This is a genomic window from Pseudomonas sp. GW822-FHT03F08 (assembly GCF_058801265.1).
Window position 1 is genome coordinate 1 of the sequence record NZ_JBXANC010000006.1, and the last position, 19,792, is coordinate 19,792.

The following is a 19,792-nucleotide window of genomic DNA, read 5'->3' on the forward strand; positions in this document are numbered from 1 at the left end:
GCGTCCCCTAGGGGACTCGAACCCCTGTTACCGCCGTGAAAGGGCGGTGTCCTAGGCCACTAGACGAAGGGGACACACTACAACATTCACTCCCTGCTTCGTATCGCTGTGTGCTTTACGCTGCAAGTGGCGCGCATTCTATGGATGGATTGGAAGGTCGTCAACCCCCTGATATAAATTTATTTAAATCAATGACTTCGCCCTGCTTTACGAGCCGATTCGGACTTTTCCGTCGCCCGACGATTGACGCCTATATTCCGCCACTCGCCAAGGCGCTATAGTCCACGGCAAAGGTGATGGCAATCTGCACCCCAAGGGCCAGCATTTATATAAGCAGCCCTGCGGCCGATACAGATTGAGCTTAGTCGATCCAACCCGTCGAGCGGCGCTAGGCTCCTATATGCCAAGCCACTACACTCGCACGCGAACCCTATAAAGAGGTCTTACCGGTGACACCACTCATGATCACCCTGCTAGTCATAGCCGGGATTGCAATCTTGATCGCCATTGGCTACATGAACCATGTGGTGGAAAACACCAAACTGGAGAAGGCCCGCACCAAGGTCGAACTCAACGACCGCCTGCGCCGTTGTGGCGAACTGACCGAAACCTTCCCCGGCCAGTTCATGACCCCGGCCCTCAAGCTGTTGATGACCCGCCTGGAACTGAACGTCTGCCAGCGCCTGCTGAACCTGGAAAAGACCAGCGCCACCACCAAGGCCCGCATCACCGAACTGAGCGCCCTCGTCGCCCAGGGCGAATCGATCCCGGTCAACAACCCGCCGGCCCCGATCCAGACCGAAGCCAAGGCCAAGGACGTCCGCTTCCTTCTTGAAGCCCTCCACGGCCAGATCACCCGCGCCGCCCAGGACGGTTTCCTGCCACCAAACGAAGCCAAGCACTGGATTCGCGAAGTACGCCATATCCTGGTGCTGCTGCACATCGAGTTCTTCAACAACCTCGGCCAGCACGCCCTGCAACAAAACCAGCCAGGCCAGGCCCGCCTCGCGTTCGAACGCGGCGTGCAATACCTGCGCAAACAGCAGGACCCGCAGATCTACGCCGAACAACTCCAATACCTGGAAAAACTCCTGGCCCGCGCCAACGCCCAGGTCATGGACAAGATTGCCCCGGTCGAAGGCGAAGAAAACCAACTGACTGCAGGCCTCAAGGATGTCGAGGCTGATGCGGACTGGAAGAAGAAAGTGATTTACGACTGAGTGCAGTCAGAGAGAAGCCACCGAGAGGTGGCTTTTTTATTGGGCGCGGCAAAGATCAAAATCCAAAGCGCCCTCACCCTAACCCTCTCCCGGAGGGAGAGGGGACTGACCGAGATGATTGGGAGAGATACGCCGACGTGAAATACCGAGTCGAACTCGGGTTTTGAAACGCATGCAACTCGACTCCTGCTGCTACACCTTTTGCTTCTTCTGCTTCTTCTGCTTCTTCTGCTTCTTCTGCTTTTACTCTTGCTTCTGCTTTGGCTTTGGCTTTTGCTTCCCACCACTCAACACGATGAGCGTTAGCTCGAGTACCGCTTTTGACGTGCCGGCCCCTTCGGCAGGCTGAGTGGAGGGATTCATCCGGGGGTGGGCGCGTAGCGCCGTTCGACGAAGTCGAACACATCGAGAGGAGGTGCAGCGAAGCAAACCGTAGGCGATGCCCCCGGATGAATCCCGGAACGAAGGAACACCGAGCCTCAGCGAGGGGCCGAACGCCGGGGCCCAGCCTTTTGGTTCCTTTTTGGCGTTTGAAAAAGGGACTCGCCGTAAGGGCGAAACCGCCAGCGGCAGCACCCAAAGAAACGGATATTCACACCAAACAACCAGCAACCTGGTCGGCCCAAAGGCCGCCAAGGTCAAATCCAAATCAAAGCCGAAAGTGCCCCACCATCCCCTTGAGCTCACTCCCCAACTGCGCCAGCTCAACACTCGAAGCCGCATTCCCGCGCATCGCAATCGAAGACTGATCCGCACTCGCCCGAATACTGGTCACACTGCGATTGATCTCCTCGGCCACCGAACTCTGCTCCTCGGCCGCCGCCGCAATCTGCTGGTTCATCTGCTGAATCAACGAAACCGCCGCCGCAATACTCCCCAGCGCACTTTCCGTCTGCAACGCATCACTCACCGCCAGCTTCACCAGCTCGCCACTGCTCTGAATCTGCTGCACCGACGAATGCGCCGCCGAGCGCAAGGCACTGACCAGCCGCTCGATCTCCTCGGTCGACTGCTGGGTGCGTCGAGCCAGCGCCCGAACCTCGTCTGCAACCACCGCAAACCCCCTACCCTGCTCGCCCGCCCGCGCCGCTTCGATCGCGGCGTTGAGCGCCAGCAAGTTGGTCTGTTCGGCAACACTCTTGATCACTCCGAGCACCGTGCCGATGTTCTGGATTTCTGCGCTCAGGCTTTCGATGCTCGAACTGGCCGACGTCGCCGAATCCGCCAGTTGCTCGATCCGCGCCATGCTCTGGCGCACCACCTGCTGGCCACTCTCGACCTTGTCGTCGGCAGTCTGTGCGGCGAGCGCCGCTTCTTCGGCATTGCGCGCCACATCGTGAACGGTGGCGGTCATCTGGTTCATGGCCGTAGCGACCTGCTCGGTTTCCTCTTTCTGGCTGCTGACCTCAAGGTTGGTCTGCTCGGTCACCGCCGACAGCGATTGCGCGGAACTGGCCAACTGTTCAATACCCGCCTGCAACCCGCTGACGATGGTGCTGAGGCCCGCGCCCATCTGCTGCATGGACTGCATCAACTGGCCGATTTCGTCACGACGGGTCACCTCTACCGTTGCACTCAAGTCACCGGCGGCGATCCGCTGCGCGACATGCATCACACTGCGCAACGGGGCGACGATCAAGCGGGTGATCACCCACGCCGCAATCAGACCGACCAGCAGCGCCAGCGCCGACGAGCCGATAATCAGCACCGAGTTCTTCTTCAACTCACCCTGCATCGCGACGTCCTGGGCGACATAGGCCTGATCGACCCGTTCCACTACCTGGGCAGCACGCTGATGCAGTTGCTCATAGACGGTTTTTTCCTGAGCCAGAAGCCCGGTGTACTCGGCGAGCTTGTCATTGAAACCAGCGATGTGTCCTGACACTTCATTGAGAACCGTCAGATAACCTTCGTCCTTGACCGTGGATTTCAGTTGTTCGGCTTGCGTCTGGGCCTGCGCGGCCTGTTCGATGTTGCCCTTGGCGCTGTCGTCGCCCTTGCGACTCTGATCCAGCCGCACCCGCGCTTCGTTCATGGCCTGCAACATCAGGCGCGAGACCTGGCTGACCTGACTGGCCTGCTCAATGAACTGGGCCCCATCCTTGCCCTCGCTGTCTTTCAGCGTATAGGCGCCATCATCGGCAAGCCCGGCCTGCAGGACGTCGAGGTTGTTGGCGACGCTGGACACCGACCAACTGGCCATTTCCAGCGCCAGGTCCTTGGCCTGGGTCAACGAAACGAACTCATCGAACGCCTTGCGGTAAGCGCCCAGCGACTGCTGGACGTCGTTCATGACCGACTCATTGCCCGGCGACAGAGCCTTGAGCTGATCGGCCATGGCGATCAGACCATCCACGCCCTCGTGCAAGGCATCGGCGGTTTTCGGATTGCCGTGCAAGGCGTAGTCCTGTTCCAGCAGACGCACCTTGAGCAGGCCGCTGTTGAGCGAGGACATCTGCTTGAGCCCGTCGAAGCGCTGACTGATGGTTTGCAGGGACCAGACGCCGATGGCCGCCACCAGCGCGGTCAAGAGCAAAACCAGCACAAACCCGATACCCAGTTTTTTCGCCATACCGAGGTTGGCAAAACGTCCTTGCACGGCCGAAATCATTGCGCGTAGTCCCCTGCCAAAGTCTGTTGCCGAAGAGTCGCAACGGCCATGAACCAGCACAAGACTCTGGCGTCGGAATAATGGCAAAAAGCTAGGTGTGCGTCGTTTTCAGAACACTTGAGGTCGATCCACGGCTGTACTGCGAAAGAACTGCCGCGCCCTCGGATCACAAGCGTAGGCCACATTGATCCTCTGCCAGTCACTGGCTTCGCCACTGGGGCTGAATGATGTCGCGCAGGACAGTTGCACACCATGACGCAAGGCCTGCCTGCGCAGGTGCTCGTCATTCGCCAGCGGCGAACGGGCCCAGATGAACAGCCCGCCAGTGGGTTTGCCGAACACTTCCCAATCGGCATCCTCCAGCGCCTGCAAGGCTGCTGCCCGATCGGTATTGAGCCGCTGACGCTGGCGCTGCACCAGTTTTCGATAGGCGCCACTGGCCAGCAGCGCCGCCAGAACCGCCTCGCTGAACCTTGAAGTGCCCATGCAACTGATCATTTTGACCCGCGCCAGTTGCTCGATCACCTCAACACTGGCCATTACGAAACCTGCCCGTAACGAGCTGCTCAGCGTCTTGGAAAAACTGCCGACGTAAATCACCCGCCCGTCTTCATCCAGTGCCGCCAGACGCGTGCCGCTGCCATTGTGCAGATCGGCGTAGACGTCGTCTTCGATCAACCGCAGGTCGTAGGTTTTGCTCAATTGCAGAATACCCCGCGCCACGGCCGGCGCCAGACAGCTCCCCGTGGGGTTGTGGTGATGACTGTTGATGAACAGCGCCGCCGGCCGGAACTGCTGCAACAACGCCTCAAGCGCCTCAAGGTCCGGCCCGCCAGGCGTACGGCGAACCTCCAGCATGCGCACACCGTGCAGCCGCAGGAGGTCGAACAGCGGCGCATAACCCGGTGTTTCCACCACCACACAGTCACCGGCCCGGAACAGGGTACGCACGATCAGATCCAGCCCGTGGCTGGCGCCGGCAGTGGTCAGCACCCGTTCGTCGTCAGCCTTGATATCGAGCAACCCGAGTCGTTTGACGATTTGCTCGCGCAGCGCGGGGAGCCCGAGGGGCGTGTTGTAGTTGAACAGGCTGGTCATGTCGGTGCGAGCCACCTGACGGATCGCGTAGCTGAGATCATCGGGCTCTCGCCAGCTCTGCGGCAAAACGCCGTCGCCCAGTTTCAGCCCTCTTTGCCATTCCGGATCCGTATCACAGCCGTGACGCTCACCCTCGAACGCAGGACTGTCGAAGGCCTTGCAACACTTCGGCAATGTGGCCGCGACCATGAACCCCGAGCCTTGCCGCGAGGCCAGGACACCCTGCGCCACCAGACGCTCGCAAGCTTCCATGACGCTCGACTGGCTGAGCAGGTTCAACCGCGCGATTTGTCGCACGGAAGGCAGGCGCGTGGCTGGCGGCACCTCTCCCTGCACGACCCATTCGATCAATCCATCAACAATCTGCTGCACAACCGGCACCATTGCCTGTCGGTCAATTCTCAATTCCATGAGTACCCAAACTCCTGTCCGTTTTGCCCGCGGCAGTAAATCACAGCCGCGCCGGTCAGGCTGTGCGACAACGCCGTCAAAAGCCACCGTTCTAACTATTTGATACACATTGTTTATCAACGACATGTAACTGACGGCAGACGAAAAAAAACCCGCCGGCGGGCGGGTCTTTTCCTGCATCAATGGACGCGTTTCAGAACGCGGTCACGCCACCGTCCACGGCCAGCGAATGGCCGGTGGTGAACGCTGCACCATCGCTGCACAGGTACAGCACGGCGCTGGCAATTTCCTCGACCTTGCCGATGCGACCCACCGGGTGCATGGCGTTGGCGAATTCGCCTTTTTTCGGGTCGGCCTCATAGGCGCGACGGAACATGTCGGTGTCGATCACCGCCGGGCAAACGGCATTGACGCGGATTTTCTTCTTGGCGTATTCGATGGCGGCCGACTTGGTCAGGCCGATCACTGCGTGCTTGGAGGCGGCGTAGATGCTCATCTTCGGCGCGGCGCCCAGGCCGGCCACCGATGCGGTATTGACGATCGCCCCGCCACCCTGGGCCAGCAGCAACGGCAACTGGTACTTCATGCACAGCCAGACGCCTTTGACGTTGACGCCCATGATTGCGTCGAATTCATCCATCGAACCTTCGGCCAGTTTGCCTTTCTCGATTTCGATCCCGGCGTTGTTGAAGGCATAGTCGAGTCGCCCGTAGGTCTTGATCACCTCGTCCATCAGATTTTTCACATCACTTTCGACGGTAACGTTGCACCGCACGAAAGTCGCTTCACCGCCGGCGGTACGAATCAGCGCCACCGTCCCCTCGCCCCCGGCGGCATCCAGGTCGGCCACCACCACTTTCAGACCTTCAGCGGCGAACGCCTGGGCGGTCGCGCGGCCGATACCGTTGGCGGCGCCCGTGACGACGGCGACCTGACCGGAAAACGTCATGCTCATTGTTATGTCCTCGAATGCGGGGATTGATGAGGGCAGCATAGCCACAGCCACCCCGACAGCGGCAGCACTATCAGAAGGCCGTTTAACCGCCCATGAATCGCAGTGATAAAACGGTGACAGCCACTATCACCCTGTTTGATCGACCTGCATTCGCCTCGTCAGCCAACCTTGCGGCATCACCAAGGAGGGTCTATCAACAAGGCTTCATCCCGTTGAGTGCCTGTCATGACTAACCAGACCAATCGTCAGTTCCTGCTCGCCAAACGCCCGGTGGGCGCCGCCACCCGCGAGACCTTCACGTATCAGCAAGTACCGGTGGGTGAACCGACGGCGGGACAGATCCTGGTCAAGAACGAATACCTGTCCCTCGACCCGGCCATGCGCGGCTGGATGAACGAGGGCAAGTCCTACATCCCGCCGGTAGGTATCGGTGAAGTCATGCGAGCGCTGGGTGTAGGCAAAGTCATCGCGTCGAACAACCCGGGGTTTGCGGTCGGCGACTACGTCAACGGTGCCATTGGCGTGCAGGATTATTTCCTTGGCGAGCCAAGAGGTTTCTACAAGGTCGATCCGAAACTGGCACCGCTGCCGGTTTACCTGTCTGCATTGGGCATGACCGGCATGACCGCCTACTTCGCCCTGCTCGATGTCGGCGCACCGAAGGCCGGCGACACCGTGGTGTTGTCCGGTGCAGCGGGTGCGGTCGGCAGCATTGCCGGGCAGATCGCCAAGATCAAAGGTTGCCGGGTGGTCGGCATCGCTGGCGGTGCCGACAAATGCAAGTTCCTGATCGACGAACTGGGCTTTGACGGTGCCATCGACTACAAGAGCGAAGACGTGTTGGCCGGCCTTAAGCGCGAATGCCCGAAAGGCGTGGACGTGTATTTCGACAACGTCGGCGGCGACATCCTCGACGCCGTGCTGAGCCGTCTGAACGTCAAGGCGCGCGTAGTGATCTGCGGCGCCATCAGCCAGTACAACAACAAGGAAGCGGTCAAAGGCCCGGCCAACTACCTGTCGCTGCTGGTCAACCGCGCGCGGATGGAAGGCTTCGTGGTGATGGATTACGCCGCGCAGTACGCCAGTGCCGCCCAGGAAATGGCCGGCTGGATGGCCAAGGGGCAGCTCAAGAGCAAGGAAGACATCGTCGAAGGCCTGGAAACATTCCCGGAGACCCTGGGCAAACTGTTCAGCGGCGAGAACTTCGGCAAGCTGGTGTTGAAGGTCTGAAAACAATGAAGGGAGCCATCGGGCTCCCTTCATTGCATCTTCAGCTGTTCGATCAGGCCAGTTCGGCGACCACCAAGGCCAGTGCCTTGGCCGGATCCGCCGCCTGGCTGATCGGACGGCCGATCACCAGATAGTCGGAACCGGCATCCAGCGCCTGACGCGGGGTCAGGATGCGACGCTGGTCGTCCTGGGCGCTGCCGGCCGGACGAATCCCCGGCGTCACCAGTTGCAGCGACGGGTGCGCGGTTTTCAGCGCCGTGGCTTCCAGCGCCGAGCACACCAGACCGTCCATCCCGGCCTTCTCGGCCAGTGCAGCCAGGCGCAGCACCTGCTCCTGCGGTTCGATGTCCAGACCGATACCCGCCAGATCCTCGCGCTCCATGCTGGTCAGCACGGTCACGCCGATCAGCAACGGTTGCGGGCCGCTGCGCTTGTCCAGCTCTTCACGGCAGGCCGCCATCATGCGCAGGCCACCGGAGCAGTGAACGTTGACCATCCACACGCCCATCTCGGCAGCGGCCTTGACCGCCATCGCCGTGGTGTTGGGAATGTCGTGGAATTTCAGGTCGAGGAATACTTCAAAACCCTTGTCACGCAGGGTGCCGACGATTTCCGAGGCGCAACTGGTGAACAGTTCCTTGCCCACTTTGACCCGGCACAGTTTCGGGTCCAACTGGTCGGCCAGCTTCAGTGCGGCGTCACGGGTGGGGAAATCCAGGGCGACGATGATAGGAGTCTGGCAGGCGGACATGGATGGGCTCTCAGGCAAGTCGAAATCGGCGCGCATTGTAGCGGAACCGGCGGCGGCGCGGCACCCGATGATCGGTAAATCGTCGCGCCGGACGTGATCAGCATAGCCTTGCAGGGTATTGTGTCGAAGCCGATACACAACCGACACGCCGACAACATGCGTCCGCGCTAGCCTCGCCAGCCGCAACATGTCCTTACAGCAGCCCTTCCCGCCTCACGGCCGGACGCCTATGCTGAAACCACAACCTCGCAGCCTATCTTTGTGGTTGGCGGCCTACTGGCAGATGAACAGCCTCATGCACAACTCCCAAGTCTCCGTGAATGAAGAGCAGAAAGACGACAAGCGCTGGAGCATCCGGGCCCTGATCGTCGACGATGACGTGCCGATCCGCGAACTGATGATCGACTACCTGGCCCGCTTCAACATTCACGCCAGCGGTGTCACCGATGGCGCGGCCATGCGCCAGGCGATGCAGGCCGAACATTTCGACGTGGTGGTGCTCGACCTGATGCTGCCCGGCGAAGACGGTCTGTCGCTGTGCCGCTGGCTGCGCGCCGAATCGGACATCCCGATCCTGATGCTCACCGCCCGTTGCGAACCCACCGACCGCATCATCGGCCTGGAACTGGGTGCCGATGACTACATGGCCAAGCCGTTCGAACCTCGGGAACTGGTGGCGCGGATCCAGACGATTCTTCGCCGGGTGCGCGACGACCGCACCGAACAGCGTGCGAACATTCGCTTCGACAACTGGCGCCTGAACAGCGTCCTGCGCCAGTTGATCGCCGACGATGGCCTGGTCGTGCCGCTGTCCAACGCCGAATTCCGCTTGCTCTGGGTGTTCATTGAACGTCCGCGCCGTGTGCTCAGCCGCGAACAGTTGCTGGACGCCGCCCGTGGCCGCTCGATCGAAGCGTTCGACCGCAGCATCGACCTGCTGGTCTCGCGCCTGCGGCAAAAACTCGGCGACGACCCGAAAGCCCCACAGTTGATCAAAACCGTACGCGGTGAGGGTTACCTGTTCGACGCACGGGACATCGGCTGATGCGGGCGCGCTTCGACACGCTGTTCGGTCGCCTGTTTGGCGTGCTGTTCGTGGCGATCGTCCTGGCGCACCTGTTGGCTTTCGCTTGGTTCCACCATTACGGCCCGCCACCGCCGCCTCCACCACCGGAGTTTTCCGAAGGGATCGACGGCCAACGGCCACCGCCAGATCCGCGCTTCCCACGGCGCCCCCCACGCCCGTGGTTCGGCGGGCCGCTGGTGCCGCTGACCTTTCAGTTCATCTCATTGATGATCGCTGCGTGGTACGGCGCCAAGCTGCTGAGCCGCCCGATCCAGCGTCTGAGCGACGCTGCCGAACGCCTCAGTGAAAACCTCGACAGCCCGCCGCTGGACGAATCCGGCCCCCGCGAAGCACGCCAGGCGGCGCACACTTTCAACCTGATGCAGCAGCGGATTCGTGAACAGGTACAACAGCGTGCCCGCATGCTTGGCGCCGTCTCCCACGACCTGCGCACACCGCTGTCGCGGCTGAAACTGCGCCTGGAAAAGATCGACGACGACAAACTTCAGGGCCAGATGCGTCAGGACCTCAACGACATGATCGGCATGCTCGACGCCACCCTCACCTACCTGCACGAACAACGCACCAGCGAAGCGCTGCAACTGATGGACGTGCAGGCGCTGGTCGAGTCCCTGTGCGAGAACGCCCAGGACCAGGGCGCCGACGTGCAGGTCAGCGGCCACTGCGCGCCCTTGCAGGTGCAGCCGATGGCCTTGCGTTCCTGCATCAACAACCTGATGGACAACGCCTTGCGTTACGCCGGGCAAGCACACATCGAACTGCAGGATCAGCGCGAGCAACTGCTGATCCGCGTCATCGACCACGGCCCGGGCATCGCTGCGGACAAGCGTGAAGCGGTGTTCGAACCGTTCTTCCGCCTGGAAGGCTCGCGCAACCGCAACTCCGGCGGCGTCGGCCTGGGTATGACCATCGCCCGGGAAGCCGCGCAACGCCAGGGCGGACAACTCAACCTCGAAGAAACCCCCGGCGGCGGCCTCACCGCCGTGATCCGCCTGCCCCGCCACTGAAGCCGACTGTGTACCGCCCGGTACAAAATCCACATACCCACGACACCTCCCGCCTTGAGGCTGCATAAGCCGGTACACAAACCGGTTTTCCAGCCCAAGGAGAGAGCCCGATGATCGGTAGCGTGAGCAACTACACGAGCTACACCAGCACCAGCAGCACCACCACGCAAAACGCCCGTAGCCAGCAACTGCAAAAAGAACTGTTCGCCAAACTCGACAGCAACGGCGACGGCGCGGTGGATCAGGACGAACTGAACAGCGCCCTGTCGCAAAAATCCAACGACGGTTTGCTGGTCAACCTGAGCAAACAATTCGGCGACCTGGACAGCGACAGCAGCGGCAGCCTCAGCGCCGACGAAATGGCCGCCATGGCGCCACCACCGCCACCCGACCACGACCAGGCCCCCAACACCGACCTGGCCGACGCCCTGATCAAAGCCCTGGACACCGATGGTGACGGCGCCATCAGCGGCGACGAACTGAGCAGCGGCCTGACCAGCGCCGGCAGCACCGCCGACAGCAGCAAAATCTTCTCCGCCCTGGACAAGAACAAGGACGGCATCGTCAGCCAGGACGAACTCACCGCCAGCCTCACCCCGCCACCACCGCCACCACCCCGGGTTTCCAGTGACGAACTGTTCAGCCAGCTTGATGCGGACGGTGATGGAAATGTGACGGCGACCGAATTGAGCAGCGCGTTGCAGGCCAGCGACAGCACCTCATCGAACAGCAGCGACACCAGCGCGGCGTTGCTCAAGGTGCTGGATAGCGACAGCAGCGGTGGCGTAAGCAGTGATGAATTGAAGGCCGCGTTGCAGGCGGGACACCAGCGTCCGAGCGATGAACAGACTGCCAGTACTACTCAAACCACGACTGAAGCGTTGAACCGGATGATTGCCAATCTGAGCAAGCAGTATTCGCTCGATAGTGCGGCGTCGGTGGGCAAGTATTTGAATGTGGCGACGTGAGGTAATCCAAAAACAGGATGAGCGTTAGCTCGACAACGCTTTTGATCTTGATCCACCCGCCCCTTCGGAAGGCTGAGTGGAGGTGTTCATCCGGGGATTGGCACGTAGTGCCGTGCGGCGAAGCCGAACTCATCGACGAAGTCGATGCCCCCGGAGGGACACCGGAGCGAAGGAACCCGAGCCTGCGAGGGCCGAACGCCGGGGCGAGCGTTTTTTGCTTACTTTTTTAGGCGCTTGTAAAAAAGTGAGTCGCCGTAAAGGCGAAACCATAAGCCGCCGTTACCGAAGAAACGGATATTCACCCAAAACAACCCAGAGCCTGGCCGGCCCAAAGGTCGCCAAGGCCCACCGTCAACGCCGATCCTCAACCCGCCCCTGACTCTTGCTCCAATCCGTCAACAAACTATAAGCAACCGCCAAAAGCGTAGGCCCGATAAACAACCCGATAAACCCAAACGCAATCAACCCGCCAAACACCCCGAGCAACACAATCACCAGCGGCAGATTCCCGCCACGGCTGATCAGATACGGCTTGAGCACGTTGTCCACGCCGCTGATGATGAACGTCCCCCAGATCCCGAGAAACACCGCCATCCCGTACTCACCCTTCCAGGCCAACCACGCCGTGGCCGGAATCCACACCAGCGGCGGCCCCATCGGAATCAGACTGAGCAGGAACGTCACGATCCCCAGCACCAGAGCCCCCGGCACCCCGGCAATCAGGAAGCCGATCAGCGCCAGAATGGCCTGCGCCGCCGCCGTACCGATCACCCCGTTCACCACCCGCTGCACGGTGCCGGCCACCAACTCGATGTAGTACCCGGCGCGATCACCGATCAAGCGCTCCAGCAGACTGTGCACGAACGCCGCCAGCCGCGGCCCGTCACGGTAGAAAAAGAACACGAAGACAATGCTCAGGGTCAGCTCGAGAATCCCGCCGCCGATCTGCGCACTGCGCGCCAGCAGCCAGTTGCCGACCTGTCCCAGGTAAGGCTTGATCGACACCATCAGCGCCGCGCCCTGCTGATCGACACTGTTCCAGAACCCGACCAGCCGCTCCCCTACCAGCGGAATCGTGCCGAGCCAGGCCGGCGCTTCCGGCAGACCATCGACCTGCACATCCTTGATGAACACCGTGGCATCGCGCACGTGATCGGCCAGGTTGAACCCCAGCCATACCAGCGGTGCCGCCACCAGCACCATCCAGCCCAGGGTCAGGATACTTGCCGCCAGAGATTCGCGGCCGCCGAGCCAACGGGTCAGCAGGCGCATCAGCGGCCAACTGGCGAACGCCAGCACCGCGCCCCAGAACAGCGCCGACCAGAACGGCGCCATCACCCAGAAACTGGCGCCGAACAACACCAGCAACAGGATCTGCACCAGCAGACGATCATTATTGGGCATGTGAAATCTCGAAAAAGTCAGTCAGGCAAAGAGTAGGCGAACACGCCAAACGTGCCCGCCAGAGACACCTTATCGCAACAGATCGATGCGCAGGCCGGTACCTTCGACATTAGCGGTCTCCATGCGTGCCGCACGCACACCCTGGACGATCAACGCCTGACGCCAGGCCTCGGCCTTGGGCCCGGAGACCGTGACCCGCAACGTGGTGTCGAGGTTCAGGCCACGGGACAGCAGACGCAGCCAGGTGTCGTCGGGATCGCCGGTCAGTTTCGGCAACTTCAGCTCACCGGTGTCTTTCAACTGTCGCAACAGGGTCGCAGACGTCGGCAGCAGATCACCCAATGGCGTGGCGGCTTCAAACTGTTCGACGTGCAGATACGCTTTGCGATTGCCGCGAGTGATGCTGTACAGCGCCACCAGCGTGTTGTCACGAGGCGCCGCCAGCCTCAGCAGCAGATAGGCCTGCTGCTCGTCGGCGCCGTACAGCTTGGCGTTGCCGAACACTTCATTGGCCCACAGGCTGCTTTCGCCACAATCCCGGGCCTGACACCAGAACAACAGCTCGGCGTCCTGTTTTTGCAGGGCCTCACGGGCGACGGTGAACGCTTCATTGGCGGAATGTTCGGGCGGTAACTCGTAGGTGACCGAGGTGGTTTGCCCGCGGGCGCCGACCTGGCCGTCGAAACGCAACTGGCCGCTGATCTTGCGGATCGAGCCCATCGGGTAAATCCGCTCCAGTTCCACGGGAGGGCGATAGTCGACGATCTGCGCATCGGCCAGACGCGGCACGATCGGCAGATCCTGACTGCCCGGCAGGTCGGCAGCGAGCAACACGGGACTGAAACAGCACAGCGCCAGCAGACTGAAAGATCGCATGGACAGGCTCATCGGATCGGCATGGCCGGGGCGCCTTTCTGGCTATTCGGGTTCGCAGCGGTGTAGAAATCCATTGTGGTTGTCTCCCATTTCAACCCGCCCAGCCTCGACAGTTGCCCGGGGCAAGTCAAGGAATGGCGAAGAACCGATTGAAACAGTCTGCGACAAGAACCGCACCCGACTCGTCATTCAGGTGCAGATGGTGCCCGCCTGGCAGCTGTTCCCGGTTAAAGGGTAGACGCTCCAGCAGCTCGGGATGTTTGGCCAGCATGCCGTCGGCCGCCACCACCAATTGCGTAGGACAGGCGATGCGCTGGATGAAGGCCATCGCCTGTTCCTGAGTCAGACGCAATGGCGATGGCAGGGTCAGACGATTGTCGCTTCGCCAGGTGTAACCGCCGGGCACTGGCATCAGGCCTCGTTGCGCCAGCAGTTCGGCGGCTTCACGACTGACCGCCACCAGACCTTTCATGCGTGCTTCGATAGCCCGGTCGAGGGTGTTGTAGACCGGTTTGCGTTTTTCCCGAAGATCGAGCTGCGCCTGCAGGGCCATGCCCATGCGTTCGGCAGCGTTTTCGCCTTTGTCCGTCGGAGGAATCACCCCGTCGATCAACGCCAGGTGGGTGATGCGCTCCGGCAACGAGCCTGCCAGCACCAGCGAAACAATCGCCCCCAGCGAATGCCCGAGCAGGCCGAAGCGCTGCCAGCCCAGTTGTTCGGCGACTTGCAGCACGTCATGGGCGTAATCCCACAACGCATAACCCGCTCCAACCGGACGATGTCCCGAGTGACCGTGGCCGGCCATGTCCAGCGCCACGATGCGCAAGCCTTTCAGTTTCGGCGCCAGACGGGCGAAGCTGTTGGCGTTGTCCAGCCAGCCATGCAGGGCAATCACCGGCAACCCGTCTTCAGGGCCGAAAAGATGCGCCGCCAGTTCGATATGCGGCAGGCTCAGGCGCACCTCTTCGACCGCCGGGCTCATGCGCAATCCTTGTGCTGGCGGTTTTCCCAGCGAGTGAACAGTTTTTTCAGCAGTTGCGCGGTGTCCTGCGGGCGTTCGAGCGGAAACATGTGGCCGCCGGGCACGGTCAACGACTCGCCCTGAGGCAGACGGCCGACGAAGCGGGTGTGATGGTTCATCACCACGCGGCTCTTGTGCCCGCGCACCACTGCCAGCGGCACCTGGAGCTGGCGGGTACGCCCGGGACTGGTGTGCGGCACACCGCGATAAATACTGATCTCGGTGGCCGGATCGAAGCGCAGGCGCAATTTGTCGCCAACCTTGTGCAGACCGTGTTGCAGGTAGGCGTCGAAGCACTCGGGATCGAACCCGCGGAACAGGGTCTTGCCGGCAAAATAGCTGCGGGCACTGTCGAGATCGGCGAACTCTTCGCGTCGTCCCAACGTACGCCCGGCCGGGGTTAGTCTGTCGATAAAGCCAAAGCGCTTGGCAGCGCGGATCACCCAGCGATCGGTGCGGGTCAGCACCGGCGAGTCGAGCATCACCACCCCGCGATACAGTTCAGGGCAACGCAGCGCGGCGTGCAGATGCAGCATTCCGCCGAAGGAATGGCCAACGCCCCACACCGGCTCATCCTGTTGTTGCAGGTGATGAATCAGCTCGTCGACCAGGTGGTACCAGTTGTCACCTGCCGGAAAACGCGGGTCGTGGGCATGCTGCTCCAGATGCGTCACCCGGAACTCGGGCGCCAGCGCCGAGAACAGCTTGCCGTAGGTACCGGAAGGGAAACCGTTAGCGTGGGCGAAGAAGATCGGTTGCGACATACGGGCAAATCCATGGGCGGTAAACGTGGCGTTGATTGTCCGTAAGACCGCGCTTCACAGCAATGACCGTAACTGCCAGGAATGATGACAGTCCGGTCAGGGCTATGACGGATCGGTCAGCGTGCCGGCGGCTGTTCGCCCAGCGGCACCACCGCCATGGTCAGCCGCGACACGCAACTGGCCTTGCCTTCATCGCTGGTCAGGCGGATGTCCCAGACGTGGGTCGTGCGGCCGATGTGAATCGGCTTGGCCACCGCCGTTACCCGTCCACTGCGCAGGCCGCGCAGATGGTTGGCGTTGATCTCCAGGCCCACGCAATAGAACTTGCTGGCATCGATGCACAGGTAACTGGCCATCGAGCCGACGGTTTCGGCCAGCACCACCGACGCACCGCCGTGCAGCAGGCCATAAGGCTGGTGGGTGCGATGGTCGATCACCATGCTGGCGGTCAGGGACTCTTCGTCGAAGGACTCGAAACGGATGTCCAGCACTTCGCCGATGGTGTTTTTCTGGATTGCGTTCAACTGCTCGATGTTGGGAGTGGTGCGCCACAAGGTCATCGCAGGCTTCCTTTGTTGTTTTGATCGTCACTCAATCCTGCCACAGCACCGCCTCGCTGCGCTCGCTCCATTCTTCGAAGCGTGCGCCGTAGGTGTCTTCGATGACGTTGCGCTTGATCTTCAGGGTCGGCGTGAGAAAGCCGTTTTCCACCGCCCAGCTGTCCTTGACCACCACCAGACGCCGCAGGCGCTCGTGCTTGTCGAGGGCACCGTTGACCTCCTCCAGCAACTTTTCCAGGCTCGAATGCATTTGCGGTCGCGCTTCCTCGTGGCCGGCGGCCGAAAGCACACACAGCCCCAGCGGTGCACTCAAACCATCGCCGACCACGCAGACCTGCTCGATCCGCGTATGCACGGCGAGGCGGTTTTCGATCGGGGCCGGGGCGACGTATTTGCCTTTGCTGGTCTTGAAGATTTCCTTGAGCCGCCCGGTCAGGCGCAAACGGCCTTCGGCGTCCTGCTCGCCCTTGTCACCGGTACGCAGGAAACCGTCGGCGGTCAGCGTCTCGGCGGTTTTCTGCGGTTCCTTGAAATAGCCGAGCATGTTGGCCTGGCTGCGCACCTGCACTTCGCCAGTTTCGTCGATCCGCACTTCGACGTCAGGGCAAGGCTGGCCGATCCAACCCTGCTTGTACTGACCCGGCAGGCAGATGTGCGAATAGCCGCAGCTCTCGGTCATGCCGTAGACCTCCAGCACATCCAGCCCGAGTTTCTGATACCAGTCGAGCAAGGCCTGCGGCACCGGCGCGGCACCGGACAAGGCCACACGCAAGGCATCCAGCCCCAGCCCGGCAAGGACTTTGTGCCCGCCCCGCTTGCCGATGAAAGGCAAACCGAGCAGGAAATCCAGGCGTTTGGCGGGGATCTTCGCGTACACGCCCATCTGGAGTTTGGTCCAGATTCTTGGCACACCGAACATCGCCGTGGGCCTCGCGCGTTTCAGATCGGTGAGAAAGGTATCGAGGCTCTCGGCAAAGAACACCGTCTGCCCGGTATAGATCGACGCCAGTTCGACGAACATCCGTTCGGCCACATGACACAGCGGCAGATAGGACAGCAGACGATCGTTTTCATTGAGGCCGAACAACTGCGTGCCACGGGTGGTGGCGAAACCGAGATTGGCGAAACTGTGCATCACACCCTTGGGCAGGCCGGTGGTGCCGGAGGTGTAGATGATGGTCGCCAGTTGATCGGCGGCGGGTCGCGGATCGTCCTGGATCGGTGAGCTGCGTTGCAGGTCGTCCCAGTTGAAATCGAACGTGCCTGGCGGGTGCAGCGGCAGGCTGATGGTCGGCAAACCCACCGGCACACCGGTCGACATCCCCGGCCAGTCATCCAGTTTGCCGATGAACGCCAGCACGCTTTCGGAATGGGTGAGAACCTGATTGACCGAGTCGGCAGTGAGATTGGGATAGAGCGGCACCGAAACGTGTCCGGCCATCCAGATCGCCAGGTCGGCGATGATCCAGTGGGCACAGTTTTTCGAAATCAGCGCGATGTGGCTGCCTTGGGGCAACTCCCGGGAGCGCAGCCAGTGCGCGGCACAGCGGGCCTGATGGCCGACGTCGGCCCAGGTCAGCGTTTCGACCTGCCCACCGCCGATGGGCTGCACCAGGAAGCGTTGGCGCGGGTGCCGGACCTCGCGCTCGTAGAACACGTCCAGCGGCAATCGAAAAGCAGCAGACATGCGACTCGCTCCTTTCTTTTTGGGATGGAGCAAGCGTAGCCAACCAAGCAAGTGCTTGGTTGACTATTTCATACAAAAAATTTCACGGATGCTTGAGGCTGTTCAGCGTCATCGACCCGATCAACAACTCGCTGTGTTCGAGCTCGGCGAGCCCGGCGGTGCTGACCTTTTCCGGCGGATAGCCGGCGCCGTGTTGCAGGTAGCTGAGCAGATGCCCGACCAGCGGATTGTGGCTGACCAGCAGCACATTGCTCACCGACACCAGTTGCTCGGCGACACGATCCGGATCGACCTCTGGCGTCAGCCATTCGACCGTGCGGATCTCCGGCTCGAAACCCAACGCCTCGCGCACCAGTTGCGCGGTCTGCTGCGCCCGCAAGTACGGGCTGGCGTAGATGGCCGTCAGTGGCTGGCCCATCAACCGGGCGGCGCTGCTGAGCACTTCCTTGCGACCGTGAGCGGTCAGTTCCCGCTCCGAATCGGGGCGCGAGCCATAGGGCTCGGCCTCACCGTGACGCAATACCCAGAGTTTCATAGCTTGGGTTCCTCATCCCGGGCCGGATGCGGTGCTGGCGCAACAACGTGTGGCGCTTCACCTTCCGGGGTACGCGGCGCCGGCCAGTCGGCGAACGGCCAGGGCTTCTGGTCGCTGTGGAAACTGCCGAACCGGCCGATCTGGGCCAGGAACTGGCTCAGGCTGTCGCCGAAATTCATCAGACCGGCGCTTGGAGCGCCATAGATCAGTCTATACACAAGCTGCACCAGCACCACCGCGCCGAGGATGAACTGCGCCACCTGCCAGACCACGATGTAAACGATCATCCACAACACCCGCAGCAGGATGGATTCGTACTTGGCTTCGGTTTTCGGATCGTTCATGTCTAGCTCCCTTGCCCTGAAATAAAAAGCAATCAGTTGAAACCACTGGTGGAAATGAAGTCGACGTCGGTCTTCGGCTCGGCGCGCATCAACAGGCCGATCACCTGATCCAGCGTGCGCCCTTCGAACAGGATCGCGTGGAGCCCGGCGACCAGCGGCATGTACACGCCGACCTCCTGGGCCTTGGCCTTGAGCACTTTCAGGGTGTTGACCCCTTCAGCGACTTCACCGAGACGCGACACCGCTTCGTCGAGGCTCAAGCCCTGACCGAGGGCGAAACCGACCTGATAGTTGCGGCTTTTCGGCGACGAGCAGGTGACGATCAGGTCGCCGACCCCGGCCAGACCGAGGAAGGTCATCGGGTTAGCCCCCTGATTCACCGCAAACCGGGTCATCTCGGCCAGGGCGCGAGTGATCAACATGCTCTTGGTGTTCTCGCCCATCTCCAGCGCCACCGCCATGCCGGCGATGATCGCGTAGACGTTTTTCAGTGCGCCGCCCAGTTCCACGCCGAAACGGTCGGCACTGGCGTAGACGCGAAAGGTGCGGCCATGCAGCGCGGCCTGCACTTCTTTGCACAGTTCTTCGTCTTCGCTGGCGACTACCGTGGCGGTCAGCGCGTGTTCAGCGATTTCCCGTGCCAGGTTCGGCCCGGACAGCACGCCGATGCGCGCCTGCGGGGCGATCTCTTCGAGAATCTGGCTCATCAGTTTGAAGGTGTGAGCTTCAATGCCTTTGGTCAGGCTGACCAGCATCTTGCCGCTCAGGCGCTCGGCATGAGCCGCCAATACCGTGCGCAGCGCGCTGGACGGCAACGCCACGAAACACAATTCGCAGGCATCGAGGGTTGCCTGCAGGTCGGTGACCGCCGTCACGCCGGGCAGAATCTTGATGCCTTTGAGGTAACGCGGGTTCTCGCGATTGACCCGGATGGCCTCGGCCTGTTCGGGGTCACGCATCCACTGCCGGACTTGATGGCCGTTCTCGGCCAACAGATTGGCCACGGCGGTACCGAAACTTCCGCCTCCCAGGACCGCAATCGGGCGCTGTTCAGTCATATGTAATCCGTTAATCCATACCAGTGGCGATGCGGGCATTATACGGAGCGGCCCCTTCTCGGACAGCCCCGGCGTCAATTACCGGCACTTGTAGGAAGAAGACCAATAAAACCGAGGAAAATGCCCGCAACGTGACTGGAAAAGTCACTGTCCTCGGTTAACATGCGCGCCAATTCTTTGCTATCAAGGCTGCGTCGTGTTTTCT

At 61.5% G+C, this 19,792-nt stretch carries 18 protein-coding genes, 1 tRNA gene and 1 pseudogene; 5 read left to right on the forward strand and 15 right to left on the reverse strand.

Annotation, left to right across the window (positions count from 1 at the left end; all coding sequences use genetic code 11):
• Position 1 precedes the first annotated feature (1 nt).
• Positions 2-74 (reverse strand) — tRNA-Glu (locus AC1RME_RS15850).
• Between the two features lie 387 nt (positions 75-461).
• Between AC1RME_RS15850 and AC1RME_RS15855 the strand changes: the two genes are divergently transcribed.
• A complete protein-coding gene (locus AC1RME_RS15855; protein ID WP_065261849.1) occupies positions 462-1,220 on the forward strand; it encodes a hypothetical protein in 759 nt (252 codons plus the stop codon).
• A gap of 649 nt (positions 1,221-1,869) precedes the next feature.
• Here AC1RME_RS15855 and AC1RME_RS15860 read toward each other — a convergent pair.
• From AC1RME_RS15860 to AC1RME_RS15875, 4 genes and pseudogenes are all read right to left on the reverse strand, one after another.
• Positions 1,870-2,751 carry a methyl-accepting chemotaxis protein gene (locus tag AC1RME_RS15860; RefSeq protein WP_371858316.1) on the reverse strand — a complete coding sequence of 294 codons (882 nt, stop codon included), beginning with the start codon at positions 2,749-2,751 and terminating at the stop codon, positions 1,870-1,872.
• 27 nt (positions 2,752-2,778) lie between these two features.
• Positions 2,779-3,831: pseudogene (locus AC1RME_RS15865) on the reverse strand (HAMP domain-containing protein); the annotation flags it as partial.
• A gap of 108 nt (positions 3,832-3,939) precedes the next feature.
• The gene (locus AC1RME_RS15870; protein ID WP_096817975.1) at positions 3,940-5,340 is read right to left on the reverse strand and encodes an aminotransferase-like domain-containing protein; all 1,401 of its coding nucleotides are present in this window, start codon (positions 5,338-5,340) and stop codon (positions 3,940-3,942) included.
• 193 nt (positions 5,341-5,533) lie between these two features.
• Positions 5,534-6,295, reverse strand: a complete 762-nt coding sequence (locus tag AC1RME_RS15875; protein ID WP_260520574.1) for an SDR family oxidoreductase — start codon at positions 6,293-6,295, stop codon at positions 5,534-5,536.
• Between the two features lie 225 nt (positions 6,296-6,520).
• Between AC1RME_RS15875 and AC1RME_RS15880 the strand changes: the two genes are divergently transcribed.
• Positions 6,521-7,525, forward strand: a complete 1,005-nt coding sequence (locus tag AC1RME_RS15880) for an NADP-dependent oxidoreductase (protein ID WP_096817979.1) — start codon at positions 6,521-6,523, stop codon at positions 7,523-7,525.
• Between the two features lie 52 nt (positions 7,526-7,577).
• Here AC1RME_RS15880 and pyrF read toward each other — a convergent pair whose 3' ends face one another.
• Positions 7,578-8,276 (reverse strand): orotidine-5'-phosphate decarboxylase, encoded by a 699-nt coding sequence (pyrF, locus tag AC1RME_RS15885; RefSeq protein WP_493072590.1) that lies wholly within the window; start codon positions 8,274-8,276, stop codon positions 7,578-7,580.
• A gap of 295 nt (positions 8,277-8,571) precedes the next feature.
• Between pyrF and AC1RME_RS15890 the strand changes: the two genes are divergently transcribed.
• The 3 genes from AC1RME_RS15890 to xopAW all read left to right on the forward strand — a co-directional run bounded on the left by AC1RME_RS15890 (position 8,572) and on the right by xopAW (position 11,338).
• Complete coding sequence (locus AC1RME_RS15890; protein WP_085710962.1) at positions 8,572-9,321, forward strand: response regulator; 750 nt, start codon at positions 8,572-8,574, stop codon at positions 9,319-9,321.
• The gene (locus AC1RME_RS15895) at positions 9,321-10,370 is read left to right on the forward strand and encodes a sensor histidine kinase (protein WP_096817981.1); all 1,050 of its coding nucleotides are present in this window, start codon (positions 9,321-9,323) and stop codon (positions 10,368-10,370) included. Before AC1RME_RS15890 ends, AC1RME_RS15895 begins: the two co-directional genes overlap by 1 nt.
• Positions 10,371-10,480: 110 nt before the next feature.
• Entirely contained in the window at positions 10,481-11,338 is an 858-nt protein-coding gene (gene xopAW, locus AC1RME_RS15900) for a XopAW family type III secretion system calcium-binding effector (protein WP_249482744.1), read from the forward strand.
• A 351-nt stretch (positions 11,339-11,689) separates the two neighbouring features.
• Here xopAW and AC1RME_RS15905 read toward each other — a convergent pair whose 3' ends face one another.
• The 9 genes from AC1RME_RS15905 to AC1RME_RS15945 all read right to left on the reverse strand — a co-directional run bounded on the left by AC1RME_RS15905 (position 11,690) and on the right by AC1RME_RS15945 (position 19,587).
• Entirely contained in the window at positions 11,690-12,742 is a 1,053-nt protein-coding gene (locus AC1RME_RS15905; protein ID WP_096817984.1) for an AI-2E family transporter, read from the reverse strand.
• A gap of 69 nt (positions 12,743-12,811) precedes the next feature.
• On the reverse strand, positions 12,812-13,618 hold the full coding sequence (locus AC1RME_RS15910) for a DUF4892 domain-containing protein (RefSeq protein ID WP_096817986.1): 807 nt from the start codon (positions 13,616-13,618) through the stop codon (positions 12,812-12,814).
• Between the two features lie 127 nt (positions 13,619-13,745).
• Positions 13,746-14,600 carry an alpha/beta hydrolase gene (locus tag AC1RME_RS15915; protein ID WP_096817988.1) on the reverse strand — a complete coding sequence of 285 codons (855 nt, stop codon included), beginning with the start codon at positions 14,598-14,600 and terminating at the stop codon, positions 13,746-13,748.
• Positions 14,597-15,403, reverse strand: coding sequence for an alpha/beta fold hydrolase (locus tag AC1RME_RS15920; protein WP_096817990.1), 807 nt, complete (start codon positions 15,401-15,403; stop codon positions 14,597-14,599). Before AC1RME_RS15920 ends, AC1RME_RS15915 begins: the two co-directional genes overlap by 4 nt.
• A 116-nt stretch (positions 15,404-15,519) precedes the next feature.
• On the reverse strand, positions 15,520-15,963 hold the full coding sequence (locus AC1RME_RS15925; RefSeq protein WP_007957810.1) for a hotdog fold thioesterase: 444 nt from the start codon (positions 15,961-15,963) through the stop codon (positions 15,520-15,522).
• 31 nt (positions 15,964-15,994) lie between these two features.
• Positions 15,995-17,650: an AMP-binding protein gene (locus tag AC1RME_RS15930; RefSeq protein WP_096817992.1), complete on the reverse strand. Its 1,656-nt coding sequence runs from the start codon at positions 17,648-17,650 to the stop codon at positions 15,995-15,997.
• An 82-nt stretch (positions 17,651-17,732) separates the two neighbouring features.
• Positions 17,733-18,185 (reverse strand): phosphohistidine phosphatase SixA, encoded by a 453-nt coding sequence (gene sixA, locus AC1RME_RS15935; protein ID WP_085710970.1) that lies wholly within the window; start codon positions 18,183-18,185, stop codon positions 17,733-17,735.
• Positions 18,182-18,529 (reverse strand): DUF4389 domain-containing protein, encoded by a 348-nt coding sequence (locus AC1RME_RS15940; protein ID WP_096817994.1) that lies wholly within the window; start codon positions 18,527-18,529, stop codon positions 18,182-18,184. Before AC1RME_RS15940 ends, sixA begins: the two co-directional genes overlap by 4 nt.
• 32 nt (positions 18,530-18,561) lie before the next feature.
• A complete protein-coding gene (locus AC1RME_RS15945) occupies positions 18,562-19,587 on the reverse strand; it encodes an NAD(P)H-dependent glycerol-3-phosphate dehydrogenase (RefSeq protein ID WP_096817996.1) in 1,026 nt (341 codons plus the stop codon).
• Positions 19,588-19,792 lie beyond the last annotated feature (205 nt).